This window comes from Dactylosporangium sp. CA-092794 (genome assembly GCF_050948465.1).
Taxonomy (GTDB): domain Bacteria; phylum Actinomycetota; class Actinomycetes; order Mycobacteriales; family Micromonosporaceae; genus Dactylosporangium.
On record NZ_CP192044.1, the window covers coordinates 12808507 to 12829449 of the forward strand.

The 20943-nt window shown below is 71.2% G+C and carries 18 protein-coding genes, 3 tRNA genes and 1 pseudogene; 9 read left to right on the forward strand and 13 right to left on the reverse strand.

All coding sequences use genetic code 11. The annotated features are described in order from the left end of the window. The first annotated feature begins 60 nt into the window (after nt 1-60). Nucleotides 61-279: a hypothetical protein gene (locus ACQPXD_RS55520; RefSeq protein ID WP_432833192.1), complete on the forward strand. Its 219-nt coding sequence runs from the start codon at nt 61-63 to the stop codon at nt 277-279. Here ACQPXD_RS55520 and ACQPXD_RS55525 read toward each other — a convergent pair. Continuing rightward, nucleotides 229-591, reverse strand: a complete 363-nt coding sequence (locus tag ACQPXD_RS55525; protein WP_432833194.1) for a TraR/DksA family transcriptional regulator — start codon at nt 589-591, stop codon at nt 229-231. The genes ACQPXD_RS55520 and ACQPXD_RS55525 overlap by 51 nt on opposite strands. Before the next feature lie 110 nt (nt 592-701). Between ACQPXD_RS55525 and ACQPXD_RS55530 the strand changes: the two genes are divergently transcribed. Continuing rightward, nucleotides 702-1097, forward strand: a complete 396-nt coding sequence (locus ACQPXD_RS55530) for an ATP-binding protein (protein ID WP_432833196.1) — start codon at nt 702-704, stop codon at nt 1095-1097. Between the two features lie 16 nt (nt 1098-1113). On the opposite strand, the gene ACQPXD_RS55535 is transcribed toward ACQPXD_RS55530, so the two are convergent. Beyond that, a complete protein-coding gene (locus ACQPXD_RS55535; protein WP_432833198.1) occupies nt 1114-1800 on the reverse strand; it encodes an HAD family hydrolase in 687 nt (228 codons plus the stop codon). Nucleotides 1801-1898: 98 nt separating this feature from the next. Here ACQPXD_RS55535 and ACQPXD_RS55540 point away from each other — a divergent pair, with 98 nt between their 5' ends. The 3 genes from ACQPXD_RS55540 (at nt 1899) to ACQPXD_RS55550 (ending at nt 6958) form a co-directional block, all read left to right on the forward strand. Further along, nucleotides 1899-2882 carry a mechanosensitive ion channel family protein gene (locus tag ACQPXD_RS55540; protein WP_432833200.1) on the forward strand — a complete coding sequence of 328 codons (984 nt, stop codon included), beginning with the start codon at nt 1899-1901 and terminating at the stop codon, nt 2880-2882. Between the two features lie 370 nt (nt 2883-3252). Further along, a complete protein-coding gene (locus ACQPXD_RS55545; RefSeq protein ID WP_432833202.1) occupies nt 3253-6429 on the forward strand; it encodes a S8 family serine peptidase in 3177 nt (1058 codons plus the stop codon). A gap of 73 nt (nt 6430-6502) precedes the next feature. Then, nucleotides 6503-6958, forward strand: a complete 456-nt coding sequence (locus tag ACQPXD_RS55550; RefSeq protein WP_432833204.1) for a MaoC family dehydratase — start codon at nt 6503-6505, stop codon at nt 6956-6958. Nucleotides 6959-7080: 122 nt separating this feature from the next. Here ACQPXD_RS55550 and ACQPXD_RS55555 read toward each other — a convergent pair whose 3' ends face one another. The 3 genes from ACQPXD_RS55555 to fabG are packed head-to-tail and all read right to left on the reverse strand — an operon-like array spanning nt 7081 to nt 10314. Next, on the reverse strand, nt 7081-8379 hold the full coding sequence (locus ACQPXD_RS55555; RefSeq protein WP_432833206.1) for an acyl-CoA dehydrogenase family protein: 1299 nt from the start codon (nt 8377-8379) through the stop codon (nt 7081-7083). Beyond that, complete coding sequence (locus ACQPXD_RS55560) at nt 8376-9545, reverse strand: acyl-CoA dehydrogenase family protein (RefSeq protein WP_432833208.1); 1170 nt, start codon at nt 9543-9545, stop codon at nt 8376-8378. The genes ACQPXD_RS55555 and ACQPXD_RS55560 overlap by 4 nt, the downstream gene beginning before the upstream one ends. A 19-nt stretch (nt 9546-9564) precedes the next feature. Beyond that, a complete protein-coding gene (fabG, locus tag ACQPXD_RS55565; protein WP_432844330.1) occupies nt 9565-10314 on the reverse strand; it encodes a 3-oxoacyl-ACP reductase FabG in 750 nt (249 codons plus the stop codon). A 373-nt stretch (nt 10315-10687) separates the two neighbouring features. Here fabG and ACQPXD_RS55570 point away from each other — a divergent pair, with 373 nt between their 5' ends. From ACQPXD_RS55570 to ACQPXD_RS55585, 4 genes are all read left to right on the forward strand, one after another. After that, nucleotides 10688-11668, forward strand: coding sequence for a TolB family protein (locus ACQPXD_RS55570; RefSeq protein ID WP_432833210.1), 981 nt, complete (start codon nt 10688-10690; stop codon nt 11666-11668). A 70-nt stretch (nt 11669-11738) separates the two neighbouring features. Beyond that, nucleotides 11739-12338, forward strand: a complete 600-nt coding sequence (locus ACQPXD_RS55575; RefSeq protein ID WP_432833212.1) for a hypothetical protein — start codon at nt 11739-11741, stop codon at nt 12336-12338. Nucleotides 12339-12341: 3 nt separating this feature from the next. Further along, nucleotides 12342-13151, forward strand: a complete 810-nt coding sequence (locus ACQPXD_RS55580; RefSeq protein WP_432833214.1) for an endonuclease/exonuclease/phosphatase family protein — start codon at nt 12342-12344, stop codon at nt 13149-13151. 179 nt (nt 13152-13330) lie between these two features. Continuing rightward, entirely contained in the window at nt 13331-15070 is a 1740-nt protein-coding gene (locus tag ACQPXD_RS55585; RefSeq protein ID WP_432833216.1) for a substrate-binding domain-containing protein, read from the forward strand. A gap of 3 nt (nt 15071-15073) precedes the next feature. On the opposite strand, the gene ACQPXD_RS55590 is transcribed toward ACQPXD_RS55585, so the two are convergent. From ACQPXD_RS55590 to ACQPXD_RS55625, 8 genes and pseudogenes are all read right to left on the reverse strand, one after another. After that, nucleotides 15074-15880 carry a TrmH family RNA methyltransferase gene (locus ACQPXD_RS55590; RefSeq protein ID WP_432844332.1) on the reverse strand — a complete coding sequence of 269 codons (807 nt, stop codon included), beginning with the start codon at nt 15878-15880 and terminating at the stop codon, nt 15074-15076. Next, a complete protein-coding gene (gene valS / locus ACQPXD_RS55595) occupies nt 15880-18348 on the reverse strand; it encodes a valine--tRNA ligase (RefSeq protein ID WP_432844334.1) in 2469 nt (822 codons plus the stop codon). The genes ACQPXD_RS55590 and valS overlap by 1 nt, the downstream gene beginning before the upstream one ends. A gap of 159 nt (nt 18349-18507) precedes the next feature. Continuing rightward, a pseudogene (locus ACQPXD_RS55600) lies at nt 18508-18713 on the reverse strand (helix-turn-helix domain-containing protein); the annotation flags it as partial. Nucleotides 18714-19067: 354 nt separating this feature from the next. Then, on the reverse strand, nt 19068-19385 hold the full coding sequence (locus ACQPXD_RS55605; RefSeq protein ID WP_432833218.1) for a helix-turn-helix domain-containing protein: 318 nt from the start codon (nt 19383-19385) through the stop codon (nt 19068-19070). Nucleotides 19386-19605: 220 nt separating this feature from the next. Further along, nucleotides 19606-19679, reverse strand: a tRNA-Phe gene (locus ACQPXD_RS55610). Between the two features lie 25 nt (nt 19680-19704). Further along, a tRNA-Asp gene (locus ACQPXD_RS55615) sits at nt 19705-19778 on the reverse strand. A gap of 14 nt (nt 19779-19792) precedes the next feature. Then, nucleotides 19793-19865 (reverse strand) — tRNA-Glu (locus ACQPXD_RS55620). Nucleotides 19866-20008: 143 nt separating this feature from the next. Continuing rightward, nucleotides 20009-20899 carry a polysaccharide deacetylase family protein gene (locus ACQPXD_RS55625; RefSeq protein WP_432833220.1) on the reverse strand — a complete coding sequence of 297 codons (891 nt, stop codon included), beginning with the start codon at nt 20897-20899 and terminating at the stop codon, nt 20009-20011. Nucleotides 20900-20943 lie beyond the last annotated feature (44 nt).

Here is a 20943-nt window from a genome sequence, read left to right on the forward strand (position 1 = left end):
GCCCCGTTACGTTCGCGAACGGGACTCACTTTAGCCAGCGTTTGGCACGCGGGGGGCCGGATGACCGAGGACGCACTGCGCGCCACCGTGGCCACCGCCGCGCACGACCTGTCCAACGCGCTCGGCGCGGTGCTGAACTACACCACCTTCCTGGCCGAGGACATCGACGGGACCCCCGCCGCCGAGTACCTGCCACACCTGCAGAGCGCGGCCCAGCGCGCCCTGGATCTAGTGGCGGGACTCGCTGCGGCTCTTGCAGCCGACACAGAGCGTGACTGACGGGAAGGCGGCCAGCCGGGCCACCGGGATCTCGTCGGCGCAGCTCTCGCAGGTGCCGTAGTGGCCCGCGTCGAGCCGCTCGAGCGCGCGCTCGACCTGGTCCAGGCGGGTGCGGATGGAGACCGCGAGGGCGAACTCCTGCTCCCGGTTGAAGGCCTTGGTGCCCAGGTCTGCGACGTCGTCGCCGACGTCGGCCACGCCCGCGACGGTCATGTCCGCGACCGCGGTGGCGTACTCGGCCTCGAGCTCGCGGAGGCGGTCGCACAGCGCGGTCCGAATGTCCTGGGTGCGGGTGTCTTGGTGGACGAGCATCGTGTGGCCCCCGGTCGGTCGGCAATGTCAGGTCGGCAAAGTAGCTTCCGCTGTGCCCAGCCCGGCGGTGGCGCAAACCTGACTGTTTTCCTCGGTCCGCGCAGGGCACCATGAATACCGTGCTGCGGGACGCGATCGAGGTCGGCGTGCCGCAGGGCCACGCCCGGCAGGCGCGCCGCGTGATCACCCAGACGCTGGAGGCGTGGGGCCTGCCGCACCTCACCCGCGGGGCGGTCATGGTCGGCCACGAGCTGGTGGCCAACGCGCTGCGCCACGGCGTGCCGCCGGCGGTGCTGCGGCTGCTGCTGCGCGGCGACGCGGTCGTGATCGAGGTCGGCGACGGCAGCGAGCAGCTGCCGCACATCGCCGAGATCGACAACCAGACCAGCACGTCCGGCCGGGGCATGTGGATCGTGAGCAAGCTCGCCCGGTCCTGGGGCGTGCGCGCCCACCCGGGCGGCAAGACCGTCTGGGCCGAGATCGCCCTGGAGCGCTACTCCCTCTAGCCGACCGGCCGGCGGGTCAGGACAGGGCCATCCGCAACGCGGTGGTCAGCGCCTCGTCGAGGTGGTCGAGCAGATCCCGCGGGTCCGCGTAGACGCCCGCGGCGCCGTGGTCGAGCAGCTCGGCGGCACACAGCCCGCCGCTGGTCAGGCCGATGCACGGGATCGACAGGCGGCCGGCCGAGCGGATGTCCCAGACCGAGTCGCCGACGAACACCACCTCCTCCGCCGACAGGCCCGCGCGGCGCAGCGCCACCTCGACGATGTCCGGCGCCGGCTTGCTGCGCTCGGCGTCGTCCGCGCTGGTCACCGCGGCCAGCGAGGCGTCGGCGTCCAGGCAGCGCAGCAGCGCCTCGAGCTCCGGCCGGGACGCCGAGGTGGCCAGCACGACCCGCAGGCCCCGGTCGGCGCAGGCGTCGAGCAGCCGGCGGGCGCCGGGCAGCCGGCGCAGCGCGGGCCAGTGGACGGCGTAGAGGCTCGCGTGGGCGGCGCGGATGGCGTCGTCGGCGGAGTCGTCGTGGCCGGCGCCGAGCAGCTCGTCGAGGATCATGTCCGAGCCCATGCCGATCGCGCGGTGGATGCGGGCCGCCGGCACGTCGTGGCCGTGCTGGCGCAGCGCCTGCCACCAGGCCACCGCGTGCAGGTAGACGGTGTCGACGAGGGTGCCGTCCACATCGAACAGCACACCGGCCACGGGTTTGGTCATGCCCGGGTGATACCCAGCGGCGCCTGGGTATCACCGGGACGAGTAACGCATCGACGATCGGGGCATCCCGGGGGTACCAACCTTGGGAGGAGGCCCCGATGGGTGCTGTCCGCGACGCGCTCGGCGACATCGTCCGGTTCGTGCCGTCGTTCCTGCTGTTCCTGGTGATCCTGGCGGTCGGCTGGCTGTGCGCGGTGCTGCTGCGCACCGCGGTCCACAAGCTGCTCGGCCGGATCGGGTTCCACCGCCTCGCCGAGCGCGGCGGGGTCGGGCGAGCCCTGGCCCGGGCCCGGTTCGACGCGAGCGACCTGCTGGCCAAGCTCGTCTACTACGCGATCCTGCTGTTCACGCTCCAGGTCGCCTTCGGCGTGTGGGGCCCGAACCCGGTCTCCGACCTGATCGACGCCGTGGTCGGCTGGCTGCCGCGGGCCGTGGTCGCCCTCATCATCGTGGTGGTCGCCGCGGCCATCGCGGCCGGCGTGCGCGACCTGGCCGAGGGCGCCCTCGGCGGGCTGTCCTACGGCCGGCCGATCGCCGCGCTCGGCTACTGGCTGATCGTCGGCCTCGGCGTGGTCGCCGCGCTCAACCAGATCGGCATCGCCACGGCGGTGACCACACCGGTGCTCATCGCCGTGCTGGCCACCATCGGCGGCATCCTCGTCGTGGGCGTCGGCGGCGGCCTGGTCCGCCCGATGCAGCAGCGCTGGGAGGGCTGGCTGAGCCGGGTCGAGCAGGAGGCCCCGGAGGTCTCCGCCCGGGTCCGGGCGGCGGCCGAGACCCGGCGGGCGGAGGCCGAGCGGCTGCGGGCCGAGGCAGAGGCCCGGGCGGCCGAGGAGGCCCGGCTGGCCGCGCAGGAGCAGGCGCGCCGGGCGGCCGCCGAGGAGGAGGCGCGCCGCGCCGCCGAGCAGGTGGTACCGCCGACGCCGGGCCCGATCCCGGGCGTGGTGGACGCGCCGACCGTCATCGTGCCGCAGGTGCAACCGCCGTCGCCCGGCCCGGCCGCGCCCGCTCCGCCCGCGCCCCGGCCGGCCGCCGACGACACAGTCGTCATCAATCCGCCAGATGGGGAACAGCACCAATAAACAACCACAAAACGCCCCTCGCCGCTCGGTGGGGGGCGTTTTGCGCGGAACAAATCGGACTGACCCTCGTCGTTGCCCTATGCACCGTCTAAGGCCCTCTTTCCAGGCCGTGCAAAAGCTGGCATGTTGGGGCGGCGCGCATAGAGGTGCGTCAGAAATGCGCGCAACCGCAAAGTTCGCGAGAGGGGGCACGATGAGCCGACGGAGATGGGTGCACGCCGCTGTGGCGACCGCACTCGTTCCGCCATTGCTCGTAATCGGTTCGGCTAGTCCGAGCCAGGCCGCGCCGGTCCCGGCAGCCAGTCTGTCTCTGGTTCAGGGGCTCACGCCGGCCAAGCAGACCTCGGCGGCGAAGTCAGAGACGAGCCGCATGGCCAAGACCGACCCGTCCCTGCTCAACCGCACCGACACCACCAAGGTGGCGATCGCGGTCAAGCTCGACTACGACTCAACGGCCACCTATTCCGGCGATATCGCCGGGTATGCGGCCACCAGCCCGTCCGTAACGGGGAAGGCGCTTTCGGGAAGCGCCGACGAGAAACGCTATGAAAACCGGATCACCGGTATCGAGGACAAGTTCCTGGCAGACCTCAAGAAGCAGGTGCCCGACGCCCTGGTCGGCCAGAAGCTGCGCACGGTCTACGGCGGCATCTCGCTCGAGGTGCCGGCCAACAAGGTCGGCGCGATCCTGGCCATCAACAACGTCGTGGCGGTCCAGGCCGACACGCTCCGGGCACCCCAGACCGACTCGACGCCGGCCTTCATCGGCGCCGACCAGGTCTACCCGGGTCTCGGCGGCACGGCCAACGCCGGCAAGGGCGTGATCTTCGGGTCGCTGGACAGCGGCATCTGGCCCGAGCACCCGTCCTTCGCCGACAACGGCAACCTGAGCGCACCGCCCGCCAAGGCCGACGGCACCCCGCGTGCCTGCGACTTCGGCGACAACCCGCTGACCCCGGCGAACGACCCGTTCGTGTGCAACAACAAGGTCATCGGCGGTAAGGGCTTCCTCGACACCTACAACGCGTTCCAGCCGATGGAGACCTACGGCTACACCGCCCGGGACTCCGACGGCCACGGCACCCACACCGCTTCGACGGCGGCCGGCGACCCGGTCGCCTCGGCCAAGATCTTCAACATCGAGCGCGGGCCGATCAACGGCATCGCGCCCGGCGCGTGGGTCTCGGTGTACAAGGTGTGCGGCGCCACCGGCTGCTACGGCTCGGACTCGGCCGCCGCGGTCGCCCAGGCGATCAAGGACGGCGTCAAGGTCATCAACTTCTCGATCTCGGGTGGCGCGAGCCCGTACACCGACATCGTGGAGCTGGCGTTCTTCGACGCCTACAAGGCCGGCGTCTTCGTGGCCGCCTCGGCGGGCAACTCGGGCCCCGGCGCCGGCACGTCCGACCACCTGTCGCCGTGGGTCACCACGGTGGCGGCCTCCACCCAGAACCGCTCGTTCAACTCGACGCTGACCCTCGGCTCGTCCGACGGTGCGGCGGCGACCCTGTCGGGCGTCTCGATCACCCAGGGCATCAGCAGCCCGCTGCCCATCGTGATGGCCTCGGCGGCGCCCTACAGCGACGCCACCTGTGACCACCCGGCACCCCCCGGGCTGTTCACCGGCAAGATCGTCGTGTGCAAGCGCGGCGGTGCCACGGGCCGCATCGTGCACGGCTTCGACGTCGCCCAGGGCGGCGCGGCCGGCATGATCCTGTACAACGACCCGAAGGCCGACGCGCTGAGCGACAACCACTGGTTGCCGGCGGTGCACCTGGCCGACGGGGCGGCGTTCCTGGCGTTCGTCGCGGCTCACCCCAGCGTGACCGCGAAGTTCACCGAGGGCGTGAAGGGCACCGGCGTCGGTGACGTGATGACGAACTTCTCGTCGCGCGGCCCCGGCGGCAACTTCATCAAGCCCGACATCACCGCGCCGGGTGCGCAGATCCTGGCCGGCAACACGCCGACCCCGGACGAACCGGTGATCGGCCCGCCCGGCGAGTACTTCCAGGCCATCGCCGGCACGTCGATGTCCTCGCCGCACATCGCCGGCTCCGCGCTGCTGGAGAAGGCGGTGCACCCGGACTTCACGCCGGGTCAGATCAAGTCGGCGCTCTTGACGACCGCGACCACCAAGGTCGTCAAGGATGACGGGCACACCCCGGCCGACCCGTTCGACTTCGGCTCCGGCCGCGTCCAGGTCAACCTGGCCGCGAACCCGGGCCTGACGTTCGACGAGACGGCCGACCGCCTGTTCGCCCTCGGCGGCGACCCGGTCAACGCGGTGCAGCTCAACCTGCCGTCGGTGAACGCGCCGGTCATGCCCGGCAAGCTCACCACGGTCCGCACCGCGAAGAACGTGACGAACAAGACGCTCACCTACAAGGTGGAGACCACGGCCCCGACCGGCGCCTCCATCACGGTGTGGCCGAGCCAGTTCACCGTCGCACCGGGCCAGACCCAGGCGATCAACATCACCATCAAGTCCAGCCAGCCCCAGGCGCAGTACTTCGGCGAGGTGCGGCTGAAGCCGACCGACACCAGCGTGCCGGCCCTGCACCTGCCGGTGGCCTACATCACGAAGCAGGGTGACGTCAAGGTCACGCAGTCCTGCACGCCGACCGCCCTGACCCTGGGGCAGACCAGCGTGTGCACGGTCAACGCGACCAACAACACCTTCAACGACACGGTCGCCGACTTCTCCACGGAGTCGGACGGCAACCTGCCGATCGTCTCGGCCAGCGGCGCCACGGTGGTGACGCCGTTCAAGGCCCAGAAGCCCGGCGTGACGCTGTCCGGGGCGGTCCCCGGCACGCCGTCACTGGTCAACGAGGGTCTCTTCGGGTACATCCCGCTGAGCGCGTTCGGGATCACCCCGGTCGCGATCGGCGACGAGGACCTGACGAGCTTCAACGTGCCGACGTTCCTGTACAACGGGATCTCGTACAACTCGCTGACCGTCGACTCGAACGGGTACCTGTATCCGGGCAGCGACGACACCAATGAGAACAACAACTGCTGCAACATCACCCCGATCCCGGACCCGGCCAAGCCGAACAACGTCCTGGCCCCGTTCTGGACCGACCTCAACGGCGCCGGCGCGCCCGGCCTCCAGGTGGCCACCCTGACCGACGGGGTGGACACGTGGATCGTCGTCGAGTGGCGGGTGAACGACTTCGGCACGACGACGCGCCGGACCTTCCAGGTCTGGATCGGCATCAACGGCACGCAGGACATCACGTTCGCCTACAACCCGCCGACCCTCGCGGCCCTGCCCATCGGGCAGGACCTGGTGGTCGGCGCGGAGAACGTGAACGGCACCGGTGGCCAGGGCCTGCCCCTGAACACCCTGCCGAGCGGTGACCTGCGCGTCGTCAGCACCGACCCGGTGCCCGGAGCGTCGATCAGCTACACCGTGACGGTCAAGGGTGACTCCTCGGGCCACGGCAACGTGACCACGACGGTCGTCAGCCCAGCCGTCCCGGGTAACACGATCGTCAAGACGAAGATCACGGTGAGCGGCCCGGTCAACCGGATCGGCACCTGACGCTGAGTCCCAACTGATCACAAAGCGGCCGGTCCCCTTGCACGAGGGGGCCGGCCGCTCCAGGATCGGGGGTATGCGGACGTTTGCGAGCGCCGGCGAGTTGCTCGCCGCGGTGGGCGAGCACCTCGGATACAGCGACTGGTTCGAGGTCGGCCAGGAGCGAGTGAACCTCTTCGCCGACGCGACCGCCGACCACCAGTGGATCCACGTCGATCCCGAGCGCGCCAAGGCCGGACCGTTCGGCACCACGATCGCGCACGGCTACCTCACGCTGTCGCTGCTGCCGGCGCTGGTTTCCGAGGTGTACCGCGTGGAAGGCGTCCGGATGGGCATCAACTACGGCCTGGACAAGGTCCGCTTCCCGGCGCCGCTGCCGACCGGCTCGAAGGTCCGGGTCGGCATCGAGCTGCTCGTCGCCGACGACCTCGGCGAGGGCTGGGTGCAGCTGAAGAACCGCGCGACCATCGAGCGCGAGGGCCAGGAGAAGCCGGTCTGCGTCGCCGAGACCGTGACCCGCCTGCTGATCTGATCGCTCGCCTCAGCCGGGCAGGTGCACCAGCTCCGCGAGGAGCGCCCGGTGGCGCGCCGCGGAGCCCGGCGACGAGGCCCGGCCGCGGGCCGAGCGCTCGTTCCGCATCTCGCCGCGTCGCCTCAGCCGGGCAGGTGCACCAGCTCCGCGAGGAGCGCCCGGTGGCGGGCCGCGGAGCCCAGCGCGGTCGCGTCGGCGCGGGCCCGCTTGAGGTACCAGTGCGCCGGGTGTTCCCAGGTGAAGCCGATGCCGCCGTGCAGCTGGACGCACTCCTCCGCGGCCTTGACCGCCACCGGCGAGCAGAACGCCTGGGCGAGCGACGCCGCGACCGGCAGGTCGGGATCGCCGGTGGCCAGGCAGTCGGCGGCGTAGCGGGCCACCGCCCGGGCCTCGGTCACGGCCACCCAGAGGTCGGCGAGCCGGTGTTTGATCGCCTGGTACGACCCGATCTGCCGGGCGAACTGCCGCCGCGTCTTGGCATATTCAACCGTGGTGGCCAGGCACCACTCGGCGATCCCCAGCTGCTCGGAGGCGAGCATGGCCGCCCCGGCCGTGAGCGCGCGGGCCACCGCCGCCCCGGCGTCCCCGGCCACGAGGCGCCCCGCCGCCCCGCGCAGCGCGATGTCCGCCAGCGGCCGGCTGAGGTCGAACGACGTCACCGCCGCGATCTCGACGGCGCCGCCCCCGGCCTCCGCCGCGATCTCGACCGTGCTGCCCCCGGCCTCCGCCGCGATCTCCGCGGGATCTTCCTGGCTCCGTGCGGGGCCTTCCTGGCTCCGTGCGGGATCTTCCTCGGTTGGTGCGGGGCTTCCCTGGATTGGCGCGGGGCCCTCCTGGATTGGCGCGGCGCTTTGTCCGGAAATATCCGCCGCTCCGTGGCCGATATTTCCGACATTTCGGTTATGCCAGTTTGTGTCGATCGCGAACAGGCCCTCGGCGGTCGGCACCAGCAGCACGTCGGCGGCGAGCGCGTCGGCCACGGACGTCACCTCGCCGTGCAGCCCGCCGTCGCGCACCGCGACCGTCCAGCGCTGACCGCCCGCGGCCGACAGCGGCACCGCCAGCGCCGCCGTGCGGGTGCCCGCGGCCAGCTCGGCCAGCAGCGGATCGCCGGCCGGCAGCGCGGCCGTGGCCAGCACCGCGCTGCCCAGGAACGGCACCGGCGCCACGGACCGGCCCAGCTCCTCCATGACCACCGCGGTCTCCCGCCAGCTGGCCCCGGCACCGCCCGACGCCTCGGGCACCGGCAGGCCCGCGCAGCCCAGCTCGGCGGCGAGCGTGCGCCACAGCTTGAGGTCGACGGGCTCGGGCCCCTCGAGGCGGCGCAGGTCGGCGCGGTCGCGCAGCAGGGCGCGGACGGAGGCGCGGAGCTCGTCCTCGACCTCGGAGTAGAGCAGATCGGGATGCAGTGGCTCGGTCACTTGGGCAGGTCCTTCCACGCCACGTCCTTGTCGGCCCGCTGCTCCGGCGGCAGGCCCAGCACGCGCTCGGCCACGATGTTGCGGAGGATCTCGGAGGTACCCCCCTCGATCGAATTGCCCTTGGCGCGCAGATATCGGTAGCCCGCCGTGCGCCCGGCGAAGTCCACCGAGGACGGGCGGGCCATCGTCCACGCGTCGTGCCGCAGCCCCTCCTCGCCCAGCAGGTCGAGCTCGAGCGCCGAGATCTCCTGGTTGAGCCGGGCGAACAGCAGCTTCGCGGCCGAACCCTCGGGCCCGGGCCGGCCCGCCGCGAGCTGCTGGCGCAGGCGGGTCCCGGTGAGCCGGGCCGCCTCCGCCTCGACCCACAGCCGCAGCAGCTCGTCGTGCGACCCGGGCGAGCGCAGCTCGGGCCGCTCGCGCCAGAGGCCGGCGACGATGCCGATCAGGCCGCCCTCGCGCGGGATCGCCGCCCCGCCGATGGAGACCCGCTCGTTCATGAGCGTGGTCTGCGCCACGGCCCAGCCCGCGCCCACGGCGCCCAGCCGGTCGGCGTCGGGGATCCGCACGCCGGTGAGGAAGACCTCGTTGAACTCCGCTTCCCCGGTGATCTGCCGCAGCGGTCGTACCTCCACGCCGGGGCCGGTCATGTCGACCACGAAGAACGTCAGGCCCTGGTGCTTGGGCACGGCGGGGTCGGTGCGGGCGAGGAGGATCGCCCAGCGGGCCTCGTGCGCCATCGACGTCCAGACCTTCTGCCCGTCGACGACCCACCCGTCGCCCTCGCGCACCGCGCGGGTGGCGAGCCCGGCGAGGTCGGAGCCGGCGCCGGGCTCGCTGAAGAGCTGGCACCACACCTCCTCGCCGGTCCACAACGGCCGCAGCCAGCGCCGTTGCTGCTCGTCGGTGCCGTGCCCGAGGATCGTCGGCGCCGCCATGCCGAGCCCGATGCCGATCCGGCGCGGGTTGTTGTCGGGCGCGCCGGCCTCGGCGAAGACCCGGTCGACGGCCGCCTGCTCGGCACGGGGCAGGCCGAGGCCGCCGAGCCCGGGTGGGTACTGCACCCAGGCGAGCCCGGCGTCGAACCGCGCCCGCAGGAACTCCAGCGGCGCCGTCGCCGCGGGGTCGTGCTCGGCCAGGAACTCACGGGCGAGGTCCGCTGTACCCACCGTCTGCACTCCTCGGTTCTTAGTTGAGTGGCCCGCCGGCCACGTAGATGACCTGGCCCGACACGAACCCGGCGCCCTCGCTGACCAGGAACGAGATGGTGTGCGCCACGTCCTCCGGCTGCCCCACCCGGCGCACCGGGATCTGCTCGGCCGCGCCCTTCTGGTACGTCTCGAAGTCGACCTTCACCCGCGCCGCCGTCGCCGCGGTCATGTCCGTGGCGATGAACCCGGGCGCGACCGCGTTGGCCGTCACGCCGAACGGCCCGAGCTCGATCGCGAGCGTCTTGGTGAACCCCTGCAGGCCGGCCTTGGCGGCCGAGTAGTTGGCCTGACCGCGGTTGCCCAGCGCGGAGGACGAGGACAGGTTCACGATCCGCCCGAACTTCGCGGCGGTCATGTGCGCCTGCGCCGCCCGGCTCATCAGGAAGGCCCCGCGCAGGTGCACCCCGATGACCGTGTCCCAGTCCCCGTCGGTCATCTTGAACAGCAGGTTGTCCCGGATCACGCCGGCGTTGTTGACCAGCACGACGGGCGGCCCGAGCTCGGCCGCCACCCGCTCGACGGCCGCGGCGACCTGGTCGGCGTCGGAGACGTCGGCCCCGACGGCGAGCGCCCGCCCACCGGCGGAGGTGATCCGCTCGACGGTGTCCTTGCAGGCGCTCTCGTCGAGGTCGAGCACGGCCACGGCGTGCCCGTCGGCGGCGAGCCGGACGGCGGTGGCGGCCCCGATGCCCCGGGCCGAGCCGGTCACGATGGCCACACGATTCAAGTCAGTGTTCGTCACGCCCCCGATCTTCGCGCGGGAGACCCGTTCCGGAAAAGAGTGCACGCCGAGTGCATATTCTCTCACCTGTCCGGGCACCCCGCACTCGTCGCGCCGGTGCCGACCGGAAATGTCCGCCACTCCGTGACGGACATTTCCGACATTTCGTATATGCGAGTTGGCGCGCACCGCGGTGACCCGGTTCGCAACCGGCCGGGACCCGGCGCATCGCCCAGCCTGGCACTATGCGGTGGTTTGGGGGCCACCGTCCGATCGGCGGAAAAAGCCGAAGTTCTCCGTCGGGAACCGTTCAGGTGCGGCAGGGTTGCGCCGATGGTCTCGGCGTCGCACGACGAGACGGTAAATGCGGGGGGCAAGGATGAACGGCACGACGATCACGAAGGCACTCACGGCCGCCGGCTTCACCGCCCTGGCCGGCCTGACCACGATGCTCGGCGCCACCGCCGCGCACGCCGACGTCTCCGGTTCCGCCGCCACCGAGGGCAAGACCGTCGTGTACGTCCGCAACGGCGTGATCTACAAGAGCAACGGCACCGACGAGGTGCGCCTCACCGAGGACGAGGTCAACGCCCGCCCGCGGTTCTCCCCCGACGGCACGAAGCTGGCCTACCTGCACAACGGCACCGTCTGGGTCATGGGCGCGAACGGTGAGGACAAGCACCAGGTCAGCGACCGCGCCGCCGGCGGGCCATCCTGGTCGCCGGACGGAAAGTGGATCGCCTACTCCGCCCTGTCGTGCACCGGCGGCCCCGGCGTCTTCCGCGTCGGTACGCAGGGCGGCACCGCCTCCGAGCCGCTCTTCCCCGCCTCGTGCCGCGACCAGGCCGTCCCCGAGGTCGGCTACGCGATGGAGGTCCCGGCCGACGCGCCGGCCGCCACCCTGGTCGAGCGGCTGCGCACCGACGACGCCGTCGCCTGGTCGCCCGACGGCACGCAGATCGCCTTCCGGGGCGGCGAGTGCGAGAGCATCGCCGACAACTGCCTCAGCGTCGGCACCGTGGCGACCGGTCGCGAGCGGGCGATCGACGTGTACGGCGGCGGCGGCACCGGCACCAGCGGCTTCGGCGTGGTCCCGGCGTGGAGCGCGGACGGCAAGAGGGTCGCCTGGACCAGCTACTCCGCCGACGGTACGGCGGTGGCGGTCACCGAGGCCGACACGACCGGCGGCAACCGTCACCGCATCGGCAAGGCCGACGACCGCGAGATGGTCTACGCCGGCGCCCGTACCGGCGTGCTGACGTCGGCCTACCAGGGCCACTCCTGGATCACCGCGATCGACCTCGCCACCGGCAAGCGCACCCCGCTGCACCAGGGCTCGCAGCCCACGGTCGCCCCGTGACCGCCGGCGCAGAATGCTGATAAATCCGGATAAGTTCAGGCTTATCCGGATTCAGCGCATATCGGGGATAGTGTGCGCGGCGCTCCTGGTGAGCGGTTGCGCCAATGGCGGCACGCCGGCCGCGAAGGCCACGCCATCGGCCGGGAGCGCGCTGCTCACGCCGGCCGACCTGCCCGATGGGTACACCGTCAGCCCGCCCGATCCGGCCCCGGAGGTCAGCGCCGCCAGCAGCGCCAGCGTGGCGGGCTGCGACGCCCTGCTCGACTATTTCCGCGGCGGGTCGGGTGACGGTGGCGGACAAACCGCCAGATTCGAGGCCGGAGCCGCCGGGCCCTTTCTGTCGGAAAATATCGCTCCGAAATCGGAAATTTCCGATTTGGCGGCCAATTGTTGGGAATTCACCGATGTCGCCGCCGATGGTACGACGACCACCGTGCACGTTACACAGCTGACGGATTTCCCGGAGGTCGCCAATGGCGAGCGGGCGTTCCGGATGGAGGCGGCCGGGGGTACCGGCGATGATGCCTTCGCACTGAGCGGCTATCTCGTCGTCGCGAGCGTCGGTGGCGCCACCTGCACGATCGTGCATTTCGGGCAGCCCGGCGTCGACCGGGCCGAAACGGAGCGCATCGCTCGGGCGGCGGTAACCAAGATCAAGCAACGACAATGAGGTATGCGGCTCGGCACGCTCAACCTCATGCACGGACGCTCGCTCGCCGACGGCCTGGTGGACGCCGGCCGGATCCGCACCGCGATCGCCGGCCTCGACGCCGACGTGCTCGGCCTGCAGGAGGTCGACCGGGCTCAGCCGCGCAGCGGCCACGCCGACCTGGCCCGGATCGCGGCCGACGCCCTCGGCGCCGCTGACGTGCTGTTCGTGCCGGCGGTCGTGGGTACCCCCGGGGAAAGCTTCCGCGTCGCGACGGACGCCGACGCCGCCGGGGCCGATCCGCACTACGGCGTCGCGCTGGTCAGCCGATATCCGGTGATCGAGTGGCGGGTCACCCGGCTGCCCGCCGCGCCGCTGCGCGCGCCGATCTTGATCCCGCAGCCGAAGCGGGCCCGGCTGATGCTGTTCGACGACGAGCCGCGGGTGTTGCTCGCCGCGGTCGTCGCGACGCCTATCGGGCGCGTGACAATGGCCACTACCCACCTGTCGTTCGTGCCTGGCTGGAACGTGCGGCAACTGCGAATGGTCCGCCGCGCGCTGCGCGCCATGCCCGCCCCGCGCGTCCTGCTCGCCGACCTCAACCTGCCGGGCGCACTGCCGCGGATCTTCTCCGGCTGGCATCGGCTGGCGGGGGTACCGACCTACCCCTCCCCCGCCCCGCGCGTGCAGTTCGACCACGTCCTGGCCGATCGGCGGGGCTTCGAGCGGCTGCCCCGGGTCGTCGACGTGGCCCGCCCCAGCCTGCCGTTCTCCGACCACCGGCCGCTCATCGTCACACTCCGTGATCGACCCGGCACGCTCAATATTGATTAGGGCAGATTTAAGTCAATAAAGAACGCCTGGCCGGACGGCCTGGCTCGGCGCGATTGCGAACCGTGTTCGCTTAACTACGATTCTTCGACGCCTTGTAGATTAGGCGTTCGTTTGTTGGGATGCGTACCGTCAGTGATTTCCCAACCGAAGGTAAATCGCCGGTCCGGAGGATATGAGCCGTGAAGGGTCGCCACCGCACAGCGGGCTCGTCGGGCGGAGCGCTCAAGATGGGCGCCGCCGCCGTCGCCGTGCTCGTCGTCCTCGCCGGCAGTTGGTATGCGTTCCGCAAGTACTCCCAGCCGTCCTGCGGCGGCAGCGCCGCCACGCTCAGCATCGGCGCGCCGGCCGACATCGTGCCCGCGCTCAAGGCCCAGGGCGACGAGTGGTCCGCGCAGGCCACCAAGAACGGCAACTGCGTCAGCATCGAGGTCTTCGAGGAGGACCCGGCCGACGTCGCGGCCGCGCTCGCCGGGAAGTACGAGAAGACCCTCGCGGGCGTCGGCCAGGCCAACGGCAAGACCCGTATTCCGGACCTCTGGGTCGCCGACTCGTCGCTGTGGCTGCAGCGCCTCCGCGCGGCCAGCTCGCAGACCGTGCCGTCCACCAGCAAGTCGATCGCCAAGAGCCCGGTCGTGCTGGCCATGCCCGAGCCGATCGCGACCACCTTCGGCTGGCCGGAGAAGAAGATCACGTATACCGACCTGATCGGCAAGGTGGCCACCGACCAGAAGGTCAAGGTCGGCATCGTCGAGCCCAGCCGCGACGCCACCGGCCTCGGCGGCCTGCTCACGCTCGCCGCGGCCGCGCAGGCCGCCGGCGGCGGTAACGCCACCCAGGCCACACAGGTCGCGACGGCCGCCCTGCGCGCGCTGGCCGCCGGCCGCTCCGCGCTGCGGGCCGACCTGCTGCAGAAGTTCCCGCGCGGCAGCGACCCGAGCGCGCTGGGCAGCGGCCTGAGCGTCGCGCCGCTGTCGGAGCAGGCGATCATCCAGTACAACGGGCAGCAGCCGCCGGTCCGGCTCGCCGCGCTCTACGCCGAGCCGGCCGCGCCGCCGCTGGACTACCCGGCCGTGGTGCTCACCAGCGGCAAGGCCAGCATCGCCGACCAGCTGCTCAAGTCGCTCGACTCCGCGGACTTCCACGACAGGCTGGGCGCGATCGGGCTGCGCGGCGCCGACGGCACGCCCGGCAAGGGCTTCCAGACCCCGAGCGGCGCGCCGGGCGCGCTCACCGCGACGCAGTTGCCCGACGCCACCGCGATCGAGGGCCTGATCACCAAGTGGCAGGCGATCACGCTGCCGGCGCGCATGCTCGCCGTGCTCGACGTGTCCGGCTCGATGCTCGAGCCGGTGCCGACCGCCGGCGGCGCGACCCGCATGCAGGTGACGCTGGAGGCCGCGCGCAAGGGCATGAGCCTCTTCGACGACTCGTGGGCGCTGGGCGTGTGGGAGTTCTCCACGCTGATGGACGGCACCAAGGACTACAAGCAGCTGGTGCCGATCGGCCCGCTGGTCAGCCAGCGCGCGCAGTGCCTGCAGGCGCTGTCCCAGATCCAGCCGAAGAAGAACGGCGACACGGCGCTCTACGACACCATCCTGGCCGCCTACAAGGCGGTGCAGCAGGGCTACGAGAGCGGCCGGGTGAACTCGATCATCGTCATGACCGACGGCGAGAACGACGACCCGGCCGGCGGCCTCACGCTGGACCAGCTGATCGCCGAGCTCAAGAAGGCGGCCGACCCGGCCAAGCCGATCCAGGTGATCCTGATCGGCATCGGCGACAAGGTCGGCGAGGCGCAGATGCGCCAGATCACCGACGCGGTCGGCGGCGGCACGTTCGTCGCGCCCGACCCGGCCAAGATCGGCGACATCTTCCTGCAGGCGATCGCGCTGCGCGGCCAGGTGGCCCAGCCGAAGTAGGAGCTACCAGCCCGACTTCCGCGCGCGGGCCTCGTAAAGCAGGATCGACGCGGAGACCGACACGTTGAGCGAGTCGCCGGACCCGAGCATGGGGACGGCGACTCGCCGGTATCCGCGGCCGTACCAGTCCTTCGCGATGCCGTAGCGCTCGCTGCCGACCACGAGCGCGGTGCGCCCGCCGTAGTCGGCCTGCCGGTAGTTGATCGCCTCGTCGGTGTCGGCGAGCAGCACGGTGAAGCGCCGATCCGACAGCCACGCCGCGGCTTCGTCGACGGTTTCAAATTCCAGCGTTGGTACCGTCAGGATGGCGCCCTGGCTCGCCCGGATCACCTTCGGATGGGTGAGCCGGGTGCGGCGGTTGGTCAGCACCAGGCAGTCCGCCCCGCAGGCGTCCAGCGAGCGGATCAGCGTGCCGAGGTTGCCGGGGATCTCTACGCCGTCGGCGACGAGCACCAGCGCCGTGCGCTCGAAGCGCAGGTCCGCGGGCGCCCACCGGGGCAACGCGGCCAGCGACAGCAGCCCGTCGGGCTTGTCCCGCTCGGAGATCTTCTCCAGCGTGCGCAGCGAGATGCGGAACGAGCGCTCGGCCCGCTCCGCGACCTGCTCGGCCCGCAGCCGCGCCTCGTCGGCGTAGATCGCCTCCGGGCACCAGAAGAACGTGTCGATCGGCGCGCCGGACTCCAGGAGCATGTTGTGCGCCCACAGCCCCTCGGCCACGAAGAGCTTGTAGCGGTTCGGTGCGGTGTTGTTCTGGATGTGCTGCACCTGCCGCACGGCGGGGTGCTGGACCCCGATGGCCTGGAGTTCCATCACAACGTGACGGTAGCCGACAACTCCTCCGCGTCCACGATGGCCCAGTCGCGCACGTTGCCGGCGGCGGTGAGGTCGGCGCGCACCCGCTCCAGGGCCGCGACCGGCCCGGCCACCTCCAGCCGGGCCACCTCGGCCCGCATCGACTGCTGCGCCGCCGACTTGGCCCGCCGGATCGCCCCGAGCACCTCGGTGGCGAGCAGGAGCGGCGCGGTGTCAGCCGCGACCGGCAGCGCCTCCGGCCAGGGCGCGCGGTGCACCGAGCCCGCCTGCCACCAGGACCAGACCTCCTCGGTCACGTAGGGCAGGAACGGCGCCAGCAACCGCTGCACCGCCGACAGCGCCACCGCCAGCGCGGCCTGGGCCGACTCCACCGCGCCCGGCGCCGCGTCGCCGTAGGCGCGCGCCTTGACCAGCTCCACGTAGTCGTCGCAGAAGGTCCAGAAGAACTGCTCGGTGACCTCCAGCGCCCGCGCGTAGTCGAACTCCTCGAACGCGGCGGTGGCCTCGGCGACCACGGCCGACAGCGCGGCCAGCAGCGCCCGGTCCACCGGCTCGCTCACCCGGCCCGGATCGGGCGACCCGCCGAACCCGAGCACGAACCGGCTCGCGTTGAGCAGCTTCACCGCGAGCCGCCGGCCGACCCGCATCTGGTTGGTGTCCAGCGCCGTGTCGACCCCGCGCCGCGCGCTGGCCGCCCAGTAGCGGATGGCGTCGGCGCCGAACTGCGCGAGCAGGTCCTCCGGCTCGTTCGCCGAGTTGCCCTTGGACTTCGACAGCTTCTTGCGGTCCGGGTCGAGGATCCAGCCGGCGATGGCCGCGTGCCGCCAGGGCAGCACCCCGTGCTCCAGGTGCGAGCGCAGCACCGTGGTGAACAGCCAGGTGCGGATGATCTCGTGCGCCTGCGGCCGCATGTCCATCGGGAACACCCGCTCGAACAGCTCCGGCTCGTCCAGCCAGCGGCCGGCGATCTGCGGCGTCAACGAGGACGTCGCCCAGGTGTCCATCACGTCGGGGTCGCCGATGAAGCCGCCCGGCCGCCCGCGGTCGATCTCCTCGAACCCCGGCGGGGTGTCGCTGCTCGGATCCATGGGGAGGGATTCCGGCACGATCGGATCGTCGTAGATCGGGTTGGCGTCGGCATCCAGCCGGTACCACAGCGGAATCGGCACACCGAAGAACCGCTGGCGGCTGATCACCCAGTCGCCGGTGAGCCCCTCGACCCAGTGCTCGTAGCGGGCCCGCATGTGCGCGGGCGTCCACTGCAGCTCGCGCCCGCGCGCCAGCAGCACCTCGCGCAGCTCCGGCGAGCGGGCACCGTTGCGGATGTACCACTGCCGGGTCGCCACGATCTCGACCGGCCGGTCGCCCTTCTCGTAGAACTTCACCGTGTGCGTGATCGGCCGCGGCTCCCCGTCGAGCTCGCCCGACGCGCGCAGCAGCGCCACGATCTTCTCCCGCGCCTGGCTCACGGTCAGCCCCGCGACCGGCGCGTAGTCGTCCTCGGCCACGCCGTCCGGCGCCTGCAGCCCGAGCCGCCCGTTGCGCTGCATCACCGTGCGCGTCGGCAGGTCGAGCTCCCGCCACCACACCACGTCGGTCAGGTCGCCGAACGTGCACACCATGACCAGCCCGCTGCCCTTCTCCGGGTCGGCGAGATGGTGCGCGAGCAGCGGCACCTCCACGTGGAACAGCGGCGTGCGGACGGTCGAGCCGAAGTGCGGCCGATACCGCTCGTCGTCGGGGTGCGCCACCAGCGCCACGCACGCCGGCAGCAACTCGGGCCGCGTGGTCTCGACGAAGAAGTCGCCGAACTTGATCCGGTGGAACGCCCCCGGCCGCTCGCGGTCCTCGAGCTCGGCCTGCGCCACCGCCGTCCCGAACGACACGTCCCACAGCGTCGGCCCGTCCACCGCATAGGCCTCGCCCCGCCCGAGACTGTTGAGAAACCCGCGCTGCGCGGTCGCCCGGGCCCGGTCGCCGATGGTGGTGTACAGCAGGGACCAGTCGACGCTGAGCCCGACGTGGCGCCAGAGCCGCTCGTAGGCCCGCTCGTCCAGGTCGGTCTGGCGCTGACAGAGCTCCACGAAGTTCCGCCGGCTGACGAGCACCCGCTCCTTGCCCGGCTTCTCCGGCGGCTGGAAGTGGGGGTCATATGGCAACGTGGGGTCGCACTGCACCCCGAACGTCAGCTGCACCCGCCGCTCGGTCGGCAGCCCGTTGTCGTCCCACCCCATCGGGTAGAACACGGATTTGCCGCGCATCCGCTGGTACCGAGCGATGATGTCGGTCTGGGTGTAGGAGAACACGTGCCCGATGTGCAGCGCCCCGCTCACCGTCGGCGGCGGCGCGTCGATCGAGAACACGTCCGCACGCACCGCACTCCGGTCAAACGCGTAGGTACCCTGCTCCTCCCATACCCGCGCCCACTTCTCCTCGAGCCCGTCGAGTGAGGGACGCTGCGGAATCCGTTCGGCTTCAGGCATGCACCCGATGCTATGTCCACCCCGCCGCCCCCACCGCCCATTTCCGCTGTCGGTGACAGAGCGTGCGAGCACCGATCACGGATAGGCTTACGCCACCGTTCCCGCGGACACCGGTCGCTCCGCCCTCTGCCAGACCGCCCATCAAGCGATGGCGGCGATATCACCATCGTCGAAGTAGATCGCCTGGTGGAGGCGTCCGCCGAGCGCCACCGCGTAGCGGGCAAGCACGTCTTAATCCGACACGTGGCCCTGCTCGATCCGGGACACGCGCCCCCCATGCGGTCGGCGACCTCCTGCTGGACCAGGCCGCGTTGTTTGCGCACCTCGGCCGGCCGATGGCCCAGGACGGCCTGCGACCTCCGATCTGCGCGGCCGGCCCGGGCGGCTGAAAGTCTCCGTGATCATGATGCCCGCGGTGGCCGCACCACGGGTTTGCCATGATCCCGGAACCTTTCGGTACACGGGGGTACATCACCACTCCGTGATCATGAAAAACCGTTGGTGTCGGTGCCGCGTTGTGCATGATCGCGGAGACTTCCGGTCGCTGCGCGGCTTGCAGCGCCCGACCTGATCGCCGACCGTGCCCACCCCGGGGTATCGAGGCACGCAGGCCGGGGGCTGCGATCTGGTCCGGCGTGGATCGGCGGTGAGTGCGGCTGTGCGCGGCCGTTGCTACATGCGTTGCTACACGGCACCAGAGGTCAGGCGATGGCGGTGATGTCGCCGTCGTCGAAGTAGATGGCTTGGTGAAGGCGGCCGCCCAGGGCAATGGCGTAGCGGGCGAGGACCTCCTGGCCCGAGACCTTGCCCTGCTCGATCTGCGAGACCCGGCCCTTGGTAACGCCCATACGGTCGGCAACCTGCTGCTGGGTCAGCCCGCGACTCTGGCGCGCTTCAGCGAGGCGATGCCCGGTGACCTCGGCCAACAGTTCCTGTTTGCCGGCCGCAACGGCTTCCTCACCGCCGGCCTGCTCGACGAGCTCGCCTCGAATGTCGCTCCAGCGCACGTAGCTGCTCATCGCTGGCCCCTCTTCCTGTGCCCGTTCTTTCAGGTAGACCTCGTAACGCTGTTCCGCAAGCGGAATCGCCTCCCGGTACCAGGTGTCCTACCGACACGATCGTCCGCTGCTCGGAAGTTCGTCGCTGCTCCACAGATGATCTTTCGGGCGGGCTGCGAACGCACAAACCCCGACCGCGTTTCCGCTGGTCGGGGTCTGTAAAGCCCGGCGAAGAGCTTTGTGGGCAGGGGCGGGGTCGAACCGCCGACCTTCCGCTTTTCAGGCGGACGCTCGTACCGACTGAGCTACCTGCCCATAGCGACCCAACTGGTGGGCCTTGCGGTCCTGACGGGACTTGAACCCGCGACCTCCGCCTTGACAGGGCGGCGAGCACTCCAACTGCTCCACAGGACCTTGCTTACTCTCCGTGCCCCCAACGGGATTCGAACCCGTGCTACCGCCTTGAAAGGGCGGCGTCCTGGGCCGCTAGACGATGAGGGCGGCCCCGCTATCATCGCATATCCTGCGACTCTCGCGGTGTTGCTCCCATCCGGCCCCGCCGGAGGCTTTCAGAGCATACGTGACCCCACCAGCGTTCACCAAATGAGTATCCGTCAGTGGCGCGGCGGCGGGGTCCGTGCTGGTCAGACCGGCATTGCTATGAGCGTGAACTTGCTCTTGAGCTCCGGCAGCAGGGTCTTGTAGGCGGCCACCGTGCAACTGCGGTCGCCGCCGCCGTCGTGGGACAGCACGATCGCGCCCGGCTTCGTGTTGTTCCTCACGTTGGACACGATGTGGTTGGTCATCTGCTGGCCGGACCACTTCTTGACGTTCCAGTCGGATGGGTCGACGTTCCAGCCCAGCGACTTCATGCCCAGCTCGGCGGCGATCTGCACGGCCAGCGGGGTGAAGTTTCCGCCCGGGTGGCGGAAGTACTTGATCTGCGCGTCCGGCACGGCCTTGTGAATCTCGTCGTTGGTCTTCTGCAGGTCGGCGCGGATCGTGTCGGCGGATTTCTTGCCCAGGCTCTCGTCGTGCTTCCAGGTGTGGTTGCACAGCGTGTGACCGTCCTTGACGATCGCCTGCACATATTGCGGGTACTCCTGAACATTGACCCCGATCAGGCAGAACGTGGCCTTGATGCCCTGGGCCCGCAGCATCTCCAGGATCTTGGGCGTGTCCGGGCCGGGGCCGTCGTCGAAGGTCAGCGCGACCGCGGCCGAGCCGGTGGTGTGCAGGATGCCGTCCGACGGCGGCTGGGTAGAGGCCGACGCGGACGCCGAGGCCGACGCGGAGGCCGGCGCGGACGCCGGCGCCGAGGTCGACGCCGAAGCCGAAGCGGACGCCGAGGTGCCGGCCGCCGGCTTGGCCCCGCCGGTCGAACCGGCGCCGCCCACGATCGGGTGCGTGATCGGATCGCCGCCGGCCTGCTCGGCGGCGGGGGCGGACCCGGAGCCGGACGCGTGCCACGAGGCAGCGGACGGAGCGGTCTTGGTGCCGCAGCCGGCGAGGGCCAGGACGGCGGCGGTGATCACTGCTCCTACCGCGAGTCGAGTCCGTGACATGGGGGGCTCCGAGG